Annotated in this window: 14 protein-coding genes; 9 read left to right on the forward strand and 5 right to left on the reverse strand. The window is 65.1% G+C overall.

The window, feature by feature from the left end:
• Positions 1 to 137: 137 nt before the first annotated feature.
• The 4 genes from AC0ZZU_RS04505 (at position 138) to tadA (ending at position 3,721) form a co-directional block, all read left to right on the forward strand.
• Positions 138 to 1,049: a hypothetical protein gene (locus AC0ZZU_RS04505; RefSeq protein ID WP_476339348.1), complete on the forward strand. Its 912-nt coding sequence runs from the start codon at positions 138 to 140 to the stop codon at positions 1,047 to 1,049.
• The gene (locus tag AC0ZZU_RS04510; protein WP_476339349.1) at positions 1,021 to 1,731 is read left to right on the forward strand and encodes a Fic family protein; all 711 of its coding nucleotides are present in this window, start codon (positions 1,021 to 1,023) and stop codon (positions 1,729 to 1,731) included. The genes AC0ZZU_RS04505 and AC0ZZU_RS04510 overlap by 29 nt, the downstream gene beginning before the upstream one ends.
• Before the next feature lie 128 nt (positions 1,732 to 1,859).
• Complete coding sequence (locus tag AC0ZZU_RS04515) at positions 1,860 to 3,242, forward strand: multicopper oxidase family protein (protein WP_476339350.1); 1,383 nt, start codon at positions 1,860 to 1,862, stop codon at positions 3,240 to 3,242.
• Entirely contained in the window at positions 3,242 to 3,721 is a 480-nt protein-coding gene (gene tadA, locus AC0ZZU_RS04520) for a tRNA adenosine(34) deaminase TadA (protein ID WP_476339351.1), read from the forward strand. Before AC0ZZU_RS04515 ends, tadA begins: the two co-directional genes overlap by 1 nt.
• Before the next feature lie 140 nt (positions 3,722 to 3,861).
• Here tadA and mltF read toward each other — a convergent pair whose 3' ends face one another.
• Entirely contained in the window at positions 3,862 to 5,319 is a 1,458-nt protein-coding gene (mltF, locus tag AC0ZZU_RS04525) for a membrane-bound lytic murein transglycosylase MltF (protein ID WP_476339352.1), read from the reverse strand.
• A gap of 231 nt (positions 5,320 to 5,550) precedes the next feature.
• Between mltF and purL the strand changes: the two genes are divergently transcribed.
• Entirely contained in the window at positions 5,551 to 9,450 is a 3,900-nt protein-coding gene (gene purL, locus AC0ZZU_RS04530) for a phosphoribosylformylglycinamidine synthase (protein ID WP_476339353.1), read from the forward strand.
• Positions 9,451 to 9,452: 2 nt separating this feature from the next.
• A complete protein-coding gene (locus tag AC0ZZU_RS04535; protein WP_476339354.1) occupies positions 9,453 to 9,764 on the forward strand; it encodes an NGG1p interacting factor NIF3 in 312 nt (103 codons plus the stop codon).
• A gap of 25 nt (positions 9,765 to 9,789) precedes the next feature.
• Here AC0ZZU_RS04535 and tatC read toward each other — a convergent pair whose 3' ends face one another.
• From tatC to tatA, 3 genes are read right to left on the reverse strand one after another with little or no spacing between them, the layout of a single operon-like run.
• Entirely contained in the window at positions 9,790 to 10,554 is a 765-nt protein-coding gene (gene tatC, locus AC0ZZU_RS04540; RefSeq protein ID WP_476339355.1) for a twin-arginine translocase subunit TatC, read from the reverse strand.
• The gene (tatB, locus tag AC0ZZU_RS04545) at positions 10,551 to 10,841 is read right to left on the reverse strand and encodes a Sec-independent protein translocase protein TatB (protein WP_476339356.1); all 291 of its coding nucleotides are present in this window, start codon (positions 10,839 to 10,841) and stop codon (positions 10,551 to 10,553) included. Before tatB ends, tatC begins: the two co-directional genes overlap by 4 nt.
• Complete coding sequence (gene tatA / locus AC0ZZU_RS04550) at positions 10,841 to 11,071, reverse strand: twin-arginine translocase TatA/TatE family subunit (RefSeq protein WP_476339497.1); 231 nt, start codon at positions 11,069 to 11,071, stop codon at positions 10,841 to 10,843. The genes tatB and tatA overlap by 1 nt, the downstream gene beginning before the upstream one ends.
• A gap of 143 nt (positions 11,072 to 11,214) precedes the next feature.
• On the opposite strand from tatA, the gene gspK reads away from it, so the two are divergent.
• On the forward strand, positions 11,215 to 12,180 hold the full coding sequence (gene gspK, locus AC0ZZU_RS04555; protein ID WP_476339357.1) for a type II secretion system minor pseudopilin GspK: 966 nt from the start codon (positions 11,215 to 11,217) through the stop codon (positions 12,178 to 12,180).
• Positions 12,181 to 12,210: 30 nt separating this feature from the next.
• Here gspK and AC0ZZU_RS04560 read toward each other — a convergent pair whose 3' ends face one another.
• Positions 12,211 to 14,271: a PhoX family protein gene (locus AC0ZZU_RS04560; protein ID WP_476339358.1), complete on the reverse strand. Its 2,061-nt coding sequence runs from the start codon at positions 14,269 to 14,271 to the stop codon at positions 12,211 to 12,213.
• Between the two features lie 231 nt (positions 14,272 to 14,502).
• Between AC0ZZU_RS04560 and AC0ZZU_RS04565 the strand changes: the two genes are divergently transcribed.
• Positions 14,503 to 16,143 carry a bifunctional UDP-sugar hydrolase/5'-nucleotidase gene (locus tag AC0ZZU_RS04565; RefSeq protein ID WP_476339359.1) on the forward strand — a complete coding sequence of 547 codons (1,641 nt, stop codon included), beginning with the start codon at positions 14,503 to 14,505 and terminating at the stop codon, positions 16,141 to 16,143.
• Positions 16,140 to 16,565: a pilus assembly protein PilZ gene (locus tag AC0ZZU_RS04570; protein WP_476339360.1), complete on the forward strand. Its 426-nt coding sequence runs from the start codon at positions 16,140 to 16,142 to the stop codon at positions 16,563 to 16,565. The genes AC0ZZU_RS04565 and AC0ZZU_RS04570 overlap by 4 nt, the downstream gene beginning before the upstream one ends.
• Positions 16,566 to 16,567 lie beyond the last annotated feature (2 nt).

The raw sequence follows: 16,567 nt of genomic DNA on the forward strand, positions 1-16,567 counted from the left end.
TTCGCTTCACTTGAAGACGGTAGCTTTTGTAACGGTTTCTCGCAAAACTACCGTTTTCTTATCGATTTCTCGCAACGCAGAACGGTTTCACGCAGTAGAACCCTAAATTCAACGATTTTTGATGACTCGGAGATCGAATGAACGAGCTGCCCGTGGAGCCGGTTGGCGCCGCATGGCTGGCGCGCTTTTTCGATATCCAGCCGATGAGCAGGCTACGTGTCATGAGCCGTATCGGTGGGCGTCGCGCCACTGAAGTCGTCGATGGGTTCAAGCTTGAGACCTTCGTGGAGAAAGCGCGCCCAGCTGACGAACCGGCTGCACATTTGCAGTTTTATCTACGTCATGAAGTGCCACAACTGGAATTTCTGTCGCGCCAGTTCCAGCGTAGCGGGCCTTCGTTCATCCAGGCTTGGGTCGATGCCGAGCCCTCTGGCCAATACGCTCGAAGGGCAGCATTCCTGTACGAGTGGTTGATGGACGACGAGCTGGCCGTCCCCCAGCGTCTTGCGGGGACGTATGTCAATGCCATCGACAGCTCACGGCTGGTCGCCGCCACTTCTTCGCACGCCACTAAGCAGCCACGATGGCGTGTGCGGGATAACCTGCCTGGGACTCGCCATTTCTGCCCGACGGTGGTCAGGACCGATGCGCTCGAGCGGGCTTCGGCTCTGGACGTGCGAGCGCTGCTTGATGAGCTTACCGCAGAGTTTGGCGAGGATTTGCTCTTGCGTGCGGCACCATGGATGACGCTACTAGAGAGCAAGGCAAGCTTCGCAATCGAAGGGGAAGGCGATCGCTCGAGTCGAATACAACGCTTTGCGGATGTGATGGCACGACAGACCGGGCAGGGCGCAGTACCTCTGACCGCGTCGCTGATCGCCAGCTTGCAGCAAGACATCCTGGGTGAACGAACCACGATCACCCAGTATGGCCTGAGGCAGTCTCCCGTTTTTGTGGGTGAGATCATCCGCTACCAGGAGGTCGTCCACTGTCTCGCCCCCTGCCGAAGATATCGCGTTGATGCTTGCGGGCCTGCAGCGTTTCCTTGAACGTACTCAGGGCCAGTCGCCGGTCATGCGCAGCGCCGTGGCTGCATTCGGCTTCGTCTATATACATCCCCTTGCCGACGGTAATGGCCGCATCCATCGATTCCTGATCAATGATGTGCTGCGCCGCGACGGTGTGGTTCCGGATCCCGTGATCCTTCCCGTCTCCGCAGTCATTACCGATGACATCGGGGAGCGGCGGGCTTATGACAGGGTGCTGGATCAAGTGTCGAAGCCATTGATGGAGGCTGTCAGGGCACACGTGCAATTCGAGCCGACCCGAACCACCTACGCAGATGGCGTGGTGTCCAATTTTCGGTTCGATGGCGACGAGCTTGCCAGGCCATCCTGGCGGTACCCGGATCTGGGACGGCATGTCGAATTCCTTTCTGGCATCTTGCGGCGGACATTGACCGAGCAGATGCGCGAGGAATCACGTTATCTGCGAGGCCATGCCCTGGCCCGCGCCGCGTTGAAGGAAGTGGTGGAAATGCCGGACCCGCAGGCAGACCGCCTGCTGCGTTCGATCGAGCAGAACAAAGGCGCGCTGAGCAATGTCCTTGCCAAGGAAATGCCAGTGTTGCGCCAACCTGGGGTCTGGGAGGACCTTGTAGGCGCCGTGCAGAAGGTCTACCAGCGTTTGGAGCAGGTGGATACCGATGTTACCCGTCGCTATCGCCCATAGCGCCCAGACCTGACCTTCGCAACAACTCTTCACTTAATATTTCCCATTCGCAGGTGTATCGTATTCGCCCCTTCATCGCCACCGCCCCCGCGGCTGGCTGATTTCCGCAATACGAGGTACCTGTTCAGATGTCCTTTACCCGTCGACAAATGCTCAAGGGGCTGACCGGCCTGATGGTGGTTGGCCTGGGCGCCGGGGGCGCGGCCCGCTACTGGCTGGGCAAGGTGGAGGACGAAAACGCAGGCCACGACTACGAGCTGATCGCGGCACCCCTGGAGGTCGAGCTGGTGCCGGGCTTCAAGACCGAGGCCTGGGCGTTCGGGCCGTCGGCACCGGGTACGGAGCTGCGAGTACGGCAGGGGACGTGGCTGCGGGTGCGCTTCATCAATCACTTGCCGGTGGCCACCACCATCCATTGGCATGGCATCCGCCTGCCGCTGGAGATGGACGGCGTGCCGTACGTCTCGCAACTGCCGGTGCTGCCGGGCGAATACTTCGACTACAAGTTTCGCGTGCCGGATGCGGGCAGCTACTGGTATCACCCGCATGTGAGCAGCTCTGAAGAGCTGGGCCGGGGGCTGGTGGGGCCGCTGATCGTCGAGGAGCGCGAGCCGACCGGTTTCCGCCATGAGCGCACCCTGAGCCTGAAAAACTGGCACGTGGACGAGCAGGGCGGCTGGCTGCCATTCAGCATCCCGCGCGAAGCGGCCCGCAATGGCACGGCCGGGCGCCTGATCACCATCAATGGCGAGCCCGAGTCGGTGACCGAGCTGCCGGCGGGGCAGGTAGTGCGGGTGCGGCTGTTGAACCTGGACAATACCTGGACCTATCGCATCAACCTCAGGGGCAACTTCGAGGCGATGGTCTATGCGCTGGACGGCAACCCGATCACGCCGCGGCCGCTGGGCAAGGAATACTGGCTGGGGCCGGGCATGCGTATCTGCCTGGCGATCCGTATCCCGCAGGCCGGCGAGGAGGTGTCCTTGCGCGATGGCTTCGTACGCCTGGGCACGTTGCGTTCGGTCGCAAGCCAGGAGGCGCCAGGCGAATGGCCGCCCGCGCTGCCGCCCAATCCCATCGCCGAGCCGGACCTGGCCAATGCCGAGAAGCTCAACTTCAATTTCGAGTGGGTGGGCAAGGTGTCGGTCAACACCGGCAACGGCAAGCCGCCCAGCCTGTGGCAGATCAATGGGCAGGCGTGGGACATCACCGACAAGACCTGCGCCGACCGGCCCATCGCGACCCTGGAAAAGGGCAAGAGCTATATCTTCGAACTGAAGAACATGACCCAGTACCAGCACCCGATCCACCTGCACGGCATGAGCTTCAAGGTGATTGCCTCCAATCGGCACAAGATCGTCGAGCCGTGGTTCACCGACACCTACCTGTTGGGCAAGAACGAACGTGCCCAGGTGGCGCTGGTGGCGGATAACCCGGGTACCTGGATGTTCCACTGCCATGTGATCGACCACATGGAAACCGGCCTCATGGCCGCGATCGAGGTGGTGTGATGCGCCCGCAGATCATCGATCGCAGCCGCGACCAGGAATTCATGCGCATGGCGCTGGAGCTGGCGGCCGAAGGTGCGACCCTGGGCGAGGTGCCGGTGGGCGCGGTGCTGGTGCAGCATGGGCAGGTGATCGGGCGTGGGTTCAACTGCCCCATCAGCGGCAGTGATCCAAGCGCGCATGCCGAGATGGTGGCGATACGGGCGGCGGCGCAGGCTGCCAGCAATTATCGCCTGCCGGGCAGCACGCTCTATGTGACGCTGGAACCTTGCAGCATGTGCGCGGGGTTGATCGTGCATTCGCGGGTGAGCCGCGTGGTCTACGGCGCACTCGAGCCCAAGGCGGGAGTGGTGCAGAGCCAGGGGCAATTCTTCGAGCAGGGGTTTCTCAACCATCGGGTGATGTTCGAGGGTGGGGTGCTGGCGGAGGAGTGCGGGCGGATCCTGAGCGACTTCTTCAAGGCCAGGCGCGCCAAGGCGTAGCTTTCTTTCAGGGCCGCTTCGCGGCCCATCGCGGCACAAGGCCGCTCCCACGGGTACAGCGCAGGCCTGAGTTCAGTGCAGTACCTGTGGGAGCGGCCTTGTGCCGCGATGGGGCGCGAAGCGGCCCCAATCGAGTCTACCTACATCGGCGGCGACTGCTCTGCCGGCTTGTCCTTGTTCACCCCCGGCACATGCAGGTTGCCTTCGGCCACTTGGCCCTCCACCTGCGGCTGGGTCACCCAGGTGAGGATGTCGTAGTAACGGCGGATGTTGGCCACGAAATGCACCGGCTCACCGCCACGGGCATAGCCGTAGCGGGTCTTGCTGTACCACTGCTTCTGCGACAGGCGAGGCAGCATCTTCTTCACGTCCAGCCACTTGTTCGGGTTCAGGCCTTCGCGCTTGGCCAGGGTGCGGGCATCCTCCAGGTGGCCGCTGCCGACGTTGTAGGCGGCCAGGGCGAACCAGGTCCGGTCAGGCTCTTCGATGCTGTCCGCCAGTTGCTCCTTCACCAGCATGAAATACTTGGCACCCCCCTTGATGCTCTGCCGGGCATCCAGGCGGTTGGCCACGCCCATGGCCTGGGCGGTGCGCTGGGTGAGCATCATCAGGCCGCGTACGCCGGTCTTGGAAGTGACCTCCGGCTGCCACATGGATTCCTGGTAGCCGATCGCGGCCAGCAGGCGCCAGTCGACCTTTTCTTCCTTGGCCGAGACGTGGAAATGCTTTTCATACTTGGGCAGGCGCTGCTGCAAGTGTTGGGCAAAGGTGTAGGCGCCCACGTAGCCAAGTACATCGACATGGCCGTAATAACGATCCTTGAGCCGCTGCAGGGTGCCGTTCTTCTGCGCCTTGTCGAGAAAATCGTTGATCTCGTTGAGCAGGCTGTTGTCCTCGCCCGGTGCCACGGCCCAGCGCTGATCGCGGGCGTCGCCCAGGTCGAAGGCCACGCGCACGTTGGAGAAGTACACCTGGTTCATGGCCAGCTCGTTGGAGTCGACCAGGGTCAGGTCGATCTGCCCTTCATCCACCATGCGCAGCAGGTCCACCACCTCGACCGCGTCGGACTCTTCGTATTCAAGCGCCGGATACTGCTTCTTCAGCTCGGCCAGCTGCTCGGCGTGGCTGCTGCCCTTGAGCACCATGATCTTCTTGCCGACCAGGCCCTTGGCGCTGGTGGGGCGGGGGCGGCCGTTGCGGTAGATCACCTGCGGGGTGACCTGGAGGTAGGAATGCGAGAAGCGCGCCTGGGTCAGGCGGTGTTCGCTGCTGACCAGGCCGGCCGCGGCCAGTACCGGGCCTGCAGGCTTGCCGAGCTGGTCGAACATATCGTCGATGTTGTCGGCGGTCTCGATCTTCAGGTCGACGCCCATATCGTCGGCAAAACGCTTGACCAGTTCGTACTCGAAGCCGGTCTCGCCATTGCGGTCCTGGAAATAGGTGGCCGGGCTGTTGCGGGTGACGACGCGCAGCACACCGTCCTCCTTGACACGCTCCAGGGTGCTGGGTTTTTCAACACAGGCACCGAGCATCAGGAAGAGACCGGTTGCGAAGAGCCATCTGGCGCAGCGCTGGCGCAAAGCAGTGTGGGCGAACATAGGTTGCAGTATACGCAAAGCACAGGCCCCGCCATATCTCGACAACGGCCAGGTTGTCTGGTAGCACATTTTGCGATAAGCGCCAGACGGCCCCCGCGGCAGAGGCTTTTTTTGACCCCGAAGTCCAGTTACGCCGCTGCTCGGGATTGCCCTGTGGCGGGTGCCGAAACCCGCGATTTAGGCTAGAATGCACGGCCTCTAAGCACACCCCTTCCTGAGGCTGTCCCGACGATGTTGATCCTGCGCGGCGCTCCTGCCCTTTCTGCCTTTCGCCACGGTAAATTACTCGAGCAACTGAGCCAGAAAGTCCCCGCTGTTACTGGCTTGTATGCTGAATTCGCCCATTTCGCCGAAGTCGATGGCGATCTGTCCGACGACCAACAGCAGGTGCTGGGCCGTCTGCTCAAGTACGGCCCGAGCGTGCCGGTGCAAGCACCCAGCGGCCGCCTGTTCCTGGTCGTGCCGCGCCTGGGCACGATTTCGCCCTGGTCGAGCAAGGCCAGCGACATTGCCCACAACTGCGGCCTGGCCAACGTCCAGCGCCTGGAGCGCGGCATTGCCTACTACGTCAGCGGTGAGCTGAACGAAGCCGACGCCGCCAGCGTCGCGGCCCTGCTGCACGACCGCATGACCCAGCGCGTGCTGGCCCAGCTCGAAGAGGCCGCGGGCCTGTTCAGCCACGCCCAGCCCAAGCCGCTGACCGCCGTGGACGTGCTCGGTGGCGGCCGCGCCGCCCTGGCGCAGGCCAACGCCGACCTGGGCCTGGCCCTGGCCGACGACGAGATCGACTACCTGGTCAGCGCCTTCCAGGGGCTCAAGCGCAACCCGCACGACATCGAACTGATGATGTTCGCCCAGGCCAACTCCGAGCATTGCCGTCACAAGATCTTCAACGCCAGTTGGGACATCGACGGCCAGGAGCAGGAAAAAAGCCTGTTCGGCATGATCAAGAACACCTACCAGATGCACAGCGAAGGCGTCTTGTCCGCTTACAAGGACAACGCTTCGGTGATCGTCGGCAGCGTGGCCGGCCGCTTCTTCCCGAATCCCGATACCCGCCAGTACGGCGCGGTGCAGGAGCCGGTGCACATCCTGATGAAGGTCGAGACGCACAACCACCCGACCGCCATTTCGCCGTTCTCCGGTGCCTCCACCGGCTCCGGCGGCGAGATCCGCGACGAAGGTGCCACCGGCCGTGGCGCCAAGCCCAAGGCCGGCCTGAGCGGCTTCACCGTTTCCAACCTGCAGATCCCGGGCTTCGAACAGCCGTGGGAGCAGGCCTACGGCAAGCCTGAGCGCATCGTCACCGCGCTGGACATCATGATCGAAGGCCCGCTGGGCGGCGCCGCGTTCAACAACGAATTCGGCCGTCCGGCGCTGACCGGCTACTTCCGGACCTTCGAGCAATCGATCAACACCCCGCACGGCGAAGAAGTGCGCGGTTACCACAAGCCGATCATGCTGGCCGGCGGCCTGGGCAACATCCGCGAGGATCACGTGCAGAAGGCCGAGATCACCGTCGGCGCCAAGCTGATCGTGCTCGGCGGCCCGGCCATGCTGATCGGCCTGGGTGGTGGCGCGGCCTCTTCTGTCGCCACCGGCGCGAGCTCCGCGGACCTGGACTTTGCCTCGGTACAGCGCGAAAACCCGGAAATGGAACGCCGCTGCCAGGAAGTCATCGACCGTTGCTGGCAGCTGGGCGACGCCAACCCGATCGCCTTCATCCACGACGTGGGTGCCGGTGGCCTGTCCAACGCCTTCCCCGAGCTGGTCAACGACGGTGGCCGCGGTGGCCGCTTCGAGCTGCGCAACGTGCCCAACGACGAGCCGGGCATGGCCCCGCACGAGATCTGGAGCAACGAATCCCAGGAACGCTACGTCATGGCGGTCGATGCCGCCGACTTCGAGCGTTTCAAGGCGATCTGCGAGCGCGAGCGCTGCCCGTTCGCGGTCGTCGGCGAGGCGACCGCCGAGCCGCACCTGACCGTCACCGACCGCCACTTCGGCAACAGCCCGGTGGACATGCCGCTCGACGTACTGCTCGGCAAGCCGCCGCGCATGCACCGTTCGGTCACCCGCGAAGCCGAGCTGGGCGATGACTTCGACCCAAGCGCGCTGCAGCTGGCCGACTCCGTCGAGCGTGTACTGCGCCATCCAGCCGTGGCCAGCAAGAGCTTCCTGATCACCATCGGCGACCGCAGCATCACCGGCCTGGTTGCCCGCGACCAGATGGTCGGCCCGTGGCAGGTTCCGGTCGCAGACTGCGCCGTCACCGCCACCAGCTTCGATGTCTACACCGGCGAAGCCATGGCCATGGGCGAGCGTACTCCGCTGGCCCTGCTCGACGCCCCGGCGTCCGGGCGCATGGCGATCGGCGAGACCCTGACCAACCTGGCGGCGGCGAGCATCGGCAAGCTGTCCGACATCAAGCTGTCGGCCAACTGGATGTCCGCTGCCGGCCACCCCGGTGAAGACGCCCGCCTGTACGACACCGTCAAGGCTGTCGGCATGGAGTTGTGCCCGGAGCTGGGCCTGACCATTCCGGTCGGCAAGGACTCCATGTCGATGAAGACCCAGTGGAGCGACGAGGGCGCGCAGAAGAGCGTCACCTCGCCGATGTCGCTGATCGTCAGCGGCTTCGCCCCGGTCGTCGACATCCGCAAGACCCTGACCCCGCAACTGCGCATGGACAAGGGCGAGACCGACCTGGTGCTGATCGACCTGGGCCGCGGCAAGAACCGCATGGGCGCCTCGATCCTGGCCCAGACCCATGGCAAGCTCGGCAGCCAGGCGCCGGACGTCGACGACGCCGAGGACCTCAAGGCCTTCTTCGCCGTGATCCAGGGCCTCAACGCCGACGGTCACCTGCTGGCCTACCATGACCGTTCCGACGGCGGCCTGATGACCACCGTGCTGGAAATGGCCTTCGCCGGTCACTGCGGCCTGGACCTCGAGCTGGACACCCTGACCAGCAAGGCTGAGAAAATCGGCGCGATCCTCTTCAACGAAGAGCTCGGCGCGGTGATCCAGGTTCGCCAGGACGCTACGCCAGACGTGCTGGCCCAGTTCAGCGCAGCGGGCCTGGGCGAAGATTGCGTCGCGGTGATCGGTCAGCCGATCAACAACGGCGAAGTCGTCGTGCGCCTCAATGGCGAGGAGCTGTTCAAGGGCGATCGCCGCCTGCTGCAGCGCCAGTGGGCCGAGACCAGCTACCAGATCCAGCGCCTGCGCGACAACGCCGACTGCGCCGATCAGGAGTTCGACGCACTGCTGGAAGAAGACAACCCGGGCCTGAGCGCCAAGCTCGGCTTCGATGTCAACGACGACATCGCCGCGCCGTACATCAAGAAGGGCGTGCGCCCGCAAGTGGCGATCCTGCGCGAGCAGGGCGTCAACGGCCAGGTGGAAATGGCGGCAGCCTTCGACCGCGCCGGCTTCGACGCGATCGACGTGCACATGAGCGACATCCTCGCCGGCCGTGTCGACTTCGAGACCTTCAAGGGCCTGGTCGCCTGCGGCGGCTTCTCCTACGGCGACGTACTGGGCGCCGGCGAAGGCTGGGCCAAGTCGGCCCTGTTCAACAGCCGCGCCCGTGATGCCTTCCAGGCCTTCTTCGAGCGCAACGACAGCTTCGCCCTTGGCGTGTGCAACGGTTGCCAGATGATGTCCAACCTGCACGAGCTGATCCCCGGCACCGAGTTCTGGCCGCACTTCGTGCGTAACCGCTCGGAGCAGTTCGAGGCGCGCGTGGCCATGGTCGAGGTGCAGAAGTCCAACTCGATCTTCCTGCAGGGCATGGCCGGCTCTCGCATGCCGATCGCCATCGCCCACGGCGAAGGCCATGCCGAGTTCGCCAACGAACAGGCATTGCTGGAAGCCGACGTGTCCGGCTGCGTGGCCCTGCGCTACGTCGACAACCACGGCAAGGTGACCGAGGCCTACCCGGCCAACCCGAACAGCTCGCCGCGTGGCATCACCGGCCTCACCAGCCGCGACGGCCGTGTGACCATCATGATGCCGCACCCTGAGCGCGTATTCCGCGCCGCGCAGAACTCGTGGCGTCCGGAGGAGTGGCAGGAAGACGGCGCCTGGATGCGCATGTTCCGCAATGCGCGGGTCTGGGTGAACTAAAGGTGTACAAGCTCGCCTTCTTCGTCCCGCCAAGCCATGTCAAAGGGGTCAAGGCCGAAGTGTTCGCCGCAGGTGGCGGACGCATCGGCAACTACGACCACTGCGCGTGGCAGGTGCTCGGCCAAGGCCAGTTTCGCCCGTTGGACGGCAGCCAGCCGTTTCTCGGGCAGGCCGGTGTGGTCGAGCAGGTCGAGGAATGGCGGGTTGAACTGGTGGTGGCGGACGACCTGATCGCTCAGGTCGTCGCTGCGCTCAAGCGGAGTCATCCGTACGAGACCCCGGCGTATGAGGTCTGGAAGCTGGCCGAGTTCTAGACCTCACTGACGCCATCGCGGCGGATCATTCAACAGACATCTCGCGGTTCTGCACCGCTCCCTCCTGCTTGCGCAACCCGCCGCACGCCACCAACCCTACCTCGAACAGCAGCCACATCGGCACCGCCAGCAACGTCTGCGAGAACACGTCAGGCGGCGTCAGTATCATCCCCACCACAAAGCACCCGACGACCACATAAGGCCGGCTGCGGCGCAGCGTGGCCACATCCGTGAACCCCGCCCACACCACGATGAACGTCGCCACCGGTATCTCGAACGCCAGCCCGAACGCCAGGAACAGCGCCAGGATGAAGTCCAGGTACAGGCTGATGTCGGTCATCATCGCCACCCCGTCCGGGGTCACGCTGGCAAAGAAGCCGAACATCATCGGAAACACCACGAAAAACGCGAACGCCATGCCGGCATAGAACAGCACGATGCTCGACACCAGCAGCGGTACCGCGATGCGCCGCTCCCGGCGGTACATGCCCGGGGCGATAAAGCCCCACGCCTGGTGCAGCAGCACTGGCATGGCAACGAACAAGGCGCACATCAACGTCAGCTTGAAGGGCGCGAGGAAGGGCGAGGTCACGCTGGTGGCGATCATGCTGGCGCCCTCGGGCAGGAAACGCCTCAAGGGTTCGGATATCTGCGTGTAGAGCGCCTGGGCGAACGGGAACAGGCCGACGAAGACCAGGGCAATGACCAGCAGGCAGCGCACCAGACGCTTGCGCAGGTCGCGCAGGTGTTCGGTAAGCGGCATCCGCGCGTTTTCGACAGCGGCCGTCATGAGGCATTCTCCTTGGCGCTGGCCACCGGGACGGCATCATTGGCAGGGGGTGCCCGCAGGCTGATGCCCTGGCGGATTTCCTGCTCCAGGCGATGCAACGGCGCACTGTCGAACCTGGGCGCATCGAGTTCGCGTTCTACCTGGGCGCGCAGTGCGTTCATTGCCCGGCGCGCCTGCCCCAGCCCGCGGCCGACCGTGCGGGCTGCCACCGGCAGGCGCTCCGGCCCCAGCACCAGCAAGGCCACTACGCCCACAAGCAGCAGTTCGGTGAAGCCTATCTCGAACATCAGGCCTGGCGATCCGCTTGCGCCTGGTGCAGAGGCTGCGCGGTCAGCGGAGCCGGTTGTTCCACTGGTGCAGGCTGGGCGGGTTCGTCAGCATTGCCGCCCATGGACTTGCGAAAGCCCTGGATCGCCTCGCCAACATCGCTGCCCAGGCCCTTGAGCCGCTTGGTGCCAAACAGCAGGAACACGATCAACAGCACGATCACCAATTGCCAGATACCGATGCCACCCATGGGAAACAACTCCAAGCTCATGAAAAGGAAGGCCAATCCTGCCTGCGCTTTATGACGTGAACGTGACTCGCGGACGGTTTTGCCATGCGCCTGCAACATCCACGGTGTTGACTGGCGCCTCGACGCAGAAAGAGGGCGCACAGATGGGTGGCAGACAACAGCGCGGCGCCGCGCTGCTGATGGTGATGGTGGTGCTAGCGATGCTTGCCGCCGGATTGACCTGGCTGGTGCAGGACGGCCGCCAGCAGGTAGACAGCGTGCGGCTGCTGCAGCAGCGGGTACAGGTGCGGGCGATGGAGCAGGCCGGGCTGGCATTTGCCGAACAGGCGCTGCGCGATCCAGCCTGGCGGGTCAGCCCATTGTTCTGGCAGGCCTTGCGCGGCCAGCCGCTGGCCTATGATTTCGGCGATGGGGCGGCGCAACTGCGGGTGCGCGACCTGCACACCTGTTTCAACGTCAATGCGCTGCTGGGCGAGGACGGTGAGATGGCCGAGCGGCAGTTGAAACACCTGCTCGGCGATGACCTGGCCGCCGAGCGCTTCACCGATGCCTTGGCCGACTGGCTCGACAATGACCACCAGACGCGCCTGCACGGCGCGGAAGACGACCAGTACCTGCGCCAGTCACCGGCGCGCCTGGCCGCCAACCAGGCAATGCTCGACACCAGCGAACTCAACCTGCTGCTCGACCGGGACGTCACTCGCCAGGCACGCTACCCGGCCCTCTGCGCCTTGCCTGAAACCACCGGCTGGCGCCTGAACGCCAATGCCCTGGGCCTCGAGCACCTGCCTCTGCTCGATGCGCTGTACGAGGGCCGGTTCGCGCGGTCCTTGCTCAGCCGTATCGTCAGTGGCCGCCCGGCGTCGGGCTACGTGGATGCCTCGGCGCTGCGCCAGGCATTGGGAGCGGTGGATGATGAGACCTTCGAGCGGCTCAGCGCCGGGCTCATGCTCAACAGTGGGCATTTCCTGCTGCAACTGGAGTTCGAGGAGGAGGGGCGGCAGATGCGCAGCGAGTTCGAGGTCGAGGCGCTGGGGGTGGTGCAGTGGCACGCGCGGGTGCCGGCGCAGCAAGTTCGGGTGAAAAGCCGCGAGCCGCTGCCCTGGTAAGGCAACGGCTCGCGCTCGGAGCGCAGGGGATCAGGCGATGCCGATCTCGCCGCCGTCATCACGCTGGATTACCACGGTGGAGGCTCGTGGCCGCACGGTGGTGCCGGCAGGTGTCACGGCGGTCGCGACATCGGTGGACGGCCAGTTGCCCGGGTGCTGGATGTTGACGAACAGCGACTTGTTGTCGGGCGCAAAGGCGATGCCCGTGACCTCGCAACCGTTCGGGCCGACGAAGAAGCGCCGCAGGTCGACCTGGTTCTGCGCGTTGACCGGAATCTGCGTGCCGTTGGCATCGACCAGGTCGGTGGGGATCACGGCCAGCATCTGGTCGTTGGTGTAGCTGGTAAGGGTCGACTCGCCGTTGTCGGTCTGGAACCACAGGATGCCCCGGCTATCGAAGCTCATCCCGTCAGGGCTGGCGAACTGGTTGAGTTCGGTCAGGCCGGAGCGGTTGATGTCGGCGGTGCCGGCCGCGTTGGCGCCGAAGACGAAGATGTCCCAGGTGAAGCTCAGGTGATCGTCGCTGTCGTGCCAGCGGATGATATGGCCGTGGCGGTTCGGACCGCGCGGGTTGGCGGCATCGACTTTTTCAGGAGTGCGGGCGCTGTTGTTGGTCAGGGTCAGGTACACGTCGCCGTTGAGCGGGTTGACCGTGGTCCACTCCGGACGGTCCATCGGCGTGGCGCCGACGGCATCCGCGGCGCCACGGGTGTGCAGGATGATCCCGGCCAAGTCGCCGTACAGCGCACCCAGGGTGGTGCCGGTGGTGGTCGGGGTGCTGACGTCGAGCAGCAGCCAGACGCCGCTGCCGTCGGCATTGAAGCGGGCGACGTAGAGCTTGCCCTGGTCCATGTACTTGGCACCGGTGGCCAGGCGGTCGGCCGGGTTGGCATCGGCCTCTTCCCACAAGGCGGTGGAAACGAACTTGTAGAGGTACTCGTTGTTGGAGTCGTCACCGGTGTACCAGACCAACGGCTTGCCGACCACCGGCAGGCCAGGGCAGCAGCCTTCGTGGCGGAAACGCCCGAGCGCGGTGCGTTTGACCGCAAGAGTGCCGGCGCTGTACGGGTCGATCTCGACGATGTAGCCATAGGTGCTGGCTTCGTTGCGGTAGTCCTCCACGGCCGTGGCGCCGGTCGGGGTCACGTCGAAGCGGGCGAACTCATCGTTCACTTCCGAAGGATCGCCTGCAGCGGTCTCCCAGTCGTAGTTGCCGCTGGAGGTGGACACGCCGATGCGCTGCTGGTCGGCCGGGCGTACGCCCTTGTTGACGAAGATACCGGGCCAGTTTTCCTCGCAGGTGAGGTAGGTGCCCCAAGGGGTGAAGCCGTTGCCGCAGTTGTTGTTGGTGCCACGGGCCTGGGTCCCATCGACGGAGAACCTGGTCTTGACGTGATCGGTACCGCGCAGGGGGCCGGCGATGTCCATTACGGTGGCGGTGGTGAAGCGGCGGTTGAGCGGGTCGTTGTCGACCACCTGCCAGCGGCCGCTGACCTTGCTCAGGCGCACCACGCCAGCGCCGTGGGCGTTGATTTCCTTGCGCACCTCTTCGGCCGGGCGGTTGCCGCTGGCGTCGGTGGTCGGGCCGGCCGGGTGAAGGGCGTCGGCGTCGATGTACTCGAAGTTGATCGCCAGCAGGCCGTCGTCCGAGCTGCCGTTGATGGGGAAGAAGTGCATGCCGTCGTGGTGCATGCCCATGGCGTTGGCCTGGTCGACCGAGGTGTTGCTGCCATCCGCTTTCCACGGGCTGGCATTGCTGTTGAGCGGCGTGCCCCACGGGGCGAGCACGTAGGCACTGTAGCCAGCGGCGACGACGCAGGCGTCGGTGCGCGAGCCTGGAATCGAGGTGAAGCCGAGGGCGAGTTCCGGCAGTTCTGGTTCGGTCACTGGCGGCTCGACGACCGGGTCATCGTCCGAATCGCTGCCGCTGTCGAAGCAGCCGGTCAGGCCGGTACCGGCGATCATGGCGATCGCGGCGCCCAGGCTTCCGCGCATCACGGTGCGGCGGCTCAGATAGGCGTCCATGACACTGGCCATCGGCAGGTTGCCGCTCAGGTTCCGGTCCAGGTTGTCGCCGGTATCTCGACTCATCAGTGATTCCTTCTTTTTGATAGAGCTGTGTTGGAAGAAACCGGGACTTTAGAGCGCCAATGTGATGATTCATTGGCAGTTTTGTTAACGTGTTTTTAAAACTACAGGTTCTTAGCAGCGAATTTGTAGGATCGTTCCGCGATAGCTGTCCTATAACTGCCATCAAACTGTCACCTAAGCTCCGCAATATCCCGGCCCACAGTCAAACAGCAGGGAAGGCAGGCGGGGTCGATGGCGAGCATGCGCAGACGGGAGTTGATCAGCTGGATGGGTATCGGAGCAATGGCTCCGCTGCTGGGCGCCTGTTCCGCAATTCCTGGTACCCACTCAGGCGGCGCGCCAGCGCTGGACCTCCTCTATATCGCCGACACCCTCGATGCCCGTCAGCCTGGCCACGCCGTGGTTCCCGCCACCCGCCTGGGGCCGGTTACCCGGCTGGGCCGCGCGCCCTGGATGACGGGCAGCAGCGCCGGCGCCGGCCATGCCGAACTCGCGCCGTTGCTCGATGCCCGCCTTGCGGACAGCGCCCGCCTGGGCGGCTATGCGGTATTGGCGGCGCTGCTTGAACAACTGCGTAATGAAAGCGGCGCGGACCATTGCCTGACCCTCGAAAACGGCCAGGGCTGGAACGGCAGCGGGCTGGCCTACCTGACCCAGGGCGCCAGCGGCGTTCAAGGCAGCCAGCTGCTGGGCAGCGAAGTCCGCGTCAGCAGTGACGAGCGGGTGCTGTGGCCACAACGCAGCGCTGGGCTGTACCAGCAATCGGCGGCGATCACCCTGGGAGGCGGATTGTCTGCGGCCCATGCCCAGGCGTTGGGCATCAAAGATGTGCAGCTGTTCGAACGCGGCGGGGTACGGGTGGCCGTGGTCGGTGTCACCGACCCGTATGCCCAGGACCAGAAAGCCTCGCTCAAGCAGTGGTACGAGTCGTTGCTGCCCAGCTTCGAACAGGCGCGCCGCGAGGCAGACCTGGTGGTGGCCCTGGCCGATGTCGGCACTGGGCCGGGCCTGTGGCTGGCCGAGCGGGTGCCGCAGATCGACGCCGTGCTGTGCGCCCGTGGCCAGGACTTCTGGCCGGCGCCGGTCGAAGTGACCCAGGCCAGCGGACGCCGCGTGCCGGTGTTGTTCGGCGGTTGCCGGGGCAGCGGGGCGTTTCGTATTCGCTGCCAGCAGATGGCTGGACAGTGGCGTTTCGAGGCACGTTTCTTTCCGGCGTTCGAGCAGTCGCTTGGGCCGGCCGCGCAGGCCCGGGTGGGGCAGTTGCGTGGGCAACTGCAGCAGCAACGCGCGGGCCACGCGGCCTGGCTTGACCAACCCCTGGCCCGAGCGCCCCAAGCGCTGTGGCGTCGCGACACCCGCGCCGGCAGCTGGGATCGCCTGTTGCACCAGGCCCTGGCGGACGACAGCGGCATGCCGGTGTTGCTGCCGGGGCTGCGCTACGACGTGCCGCTGCGGGCGGGCGAAACCATCACCCGCGAGCACCTGATCAACCTCACCGGCGGCTATCCCGCACCCGTGGTCGACGCCCCGGCGCGGCAGGTCGAGCAGGTGCTGGAAAACGCCGCCGAGCAACTGTTCGGCGATCCTTTGCTGCTCGACAACAGCCAGGACCTGCCACGTTGGCAAGGCCAGGCCTGGCAGGTCAGCTACAGCGCCGTGGGCAAGCGCATCGCCGGGCTCGCCCCGGTCCAGGGCCTGTGCCGTACCTTTGGCTTGCACTTTGACGCGGGCGCGGGCGAGCCGTTGTGGCAGCGGGTGGAAAACTGGCTGGCGCGGCAACCCGCCGACTGGCAGCTGCCCGCCCTGCAGCTGCCCGAAGTGCGTTATGTCCAGGGGCATCCTGGCTGGCATCCACGGCAGGTGAGTGCTTGACCCGCGGCGCCCGGATAGCCAACGGCCTGGGGCTGACCCTGGCGGCCTGGCTCGCTGCACAGTGCCTGTTGCAGCTGAGCCGCCAGCCGGTGCCGGTCAGTGCGCCCGGCCTGGATGAAGTGGCGCTGCCAGGGTTGCTGGTGGGGCACTGGCAACCCGTCGCCCCAAGCGGCGACATCCCCCTGACCCGCCTGCCTCTGCATTATCTGGGTGGGCTCAAGGCCGACCCCTTGCGCGCTACCGTGGTAGTGCTGCGCTACGGCGAGCAAGTGCGCACGCTTGGCCGAGGCCAGCGCCTGGCGCCGGGGATCGTGCTGCAGGACATCGACGACAAGGGCCTGATTTTCGACAACCAGGGGCGGCGTGAACGCCTGCCCTGGCCGCCACGGCCCGCCGTGACCGGCTTCAAGCGCCAAGGATAAGT

Source organism: Pseudomonas sp. JE3303 (assembly GCF_056312565.1).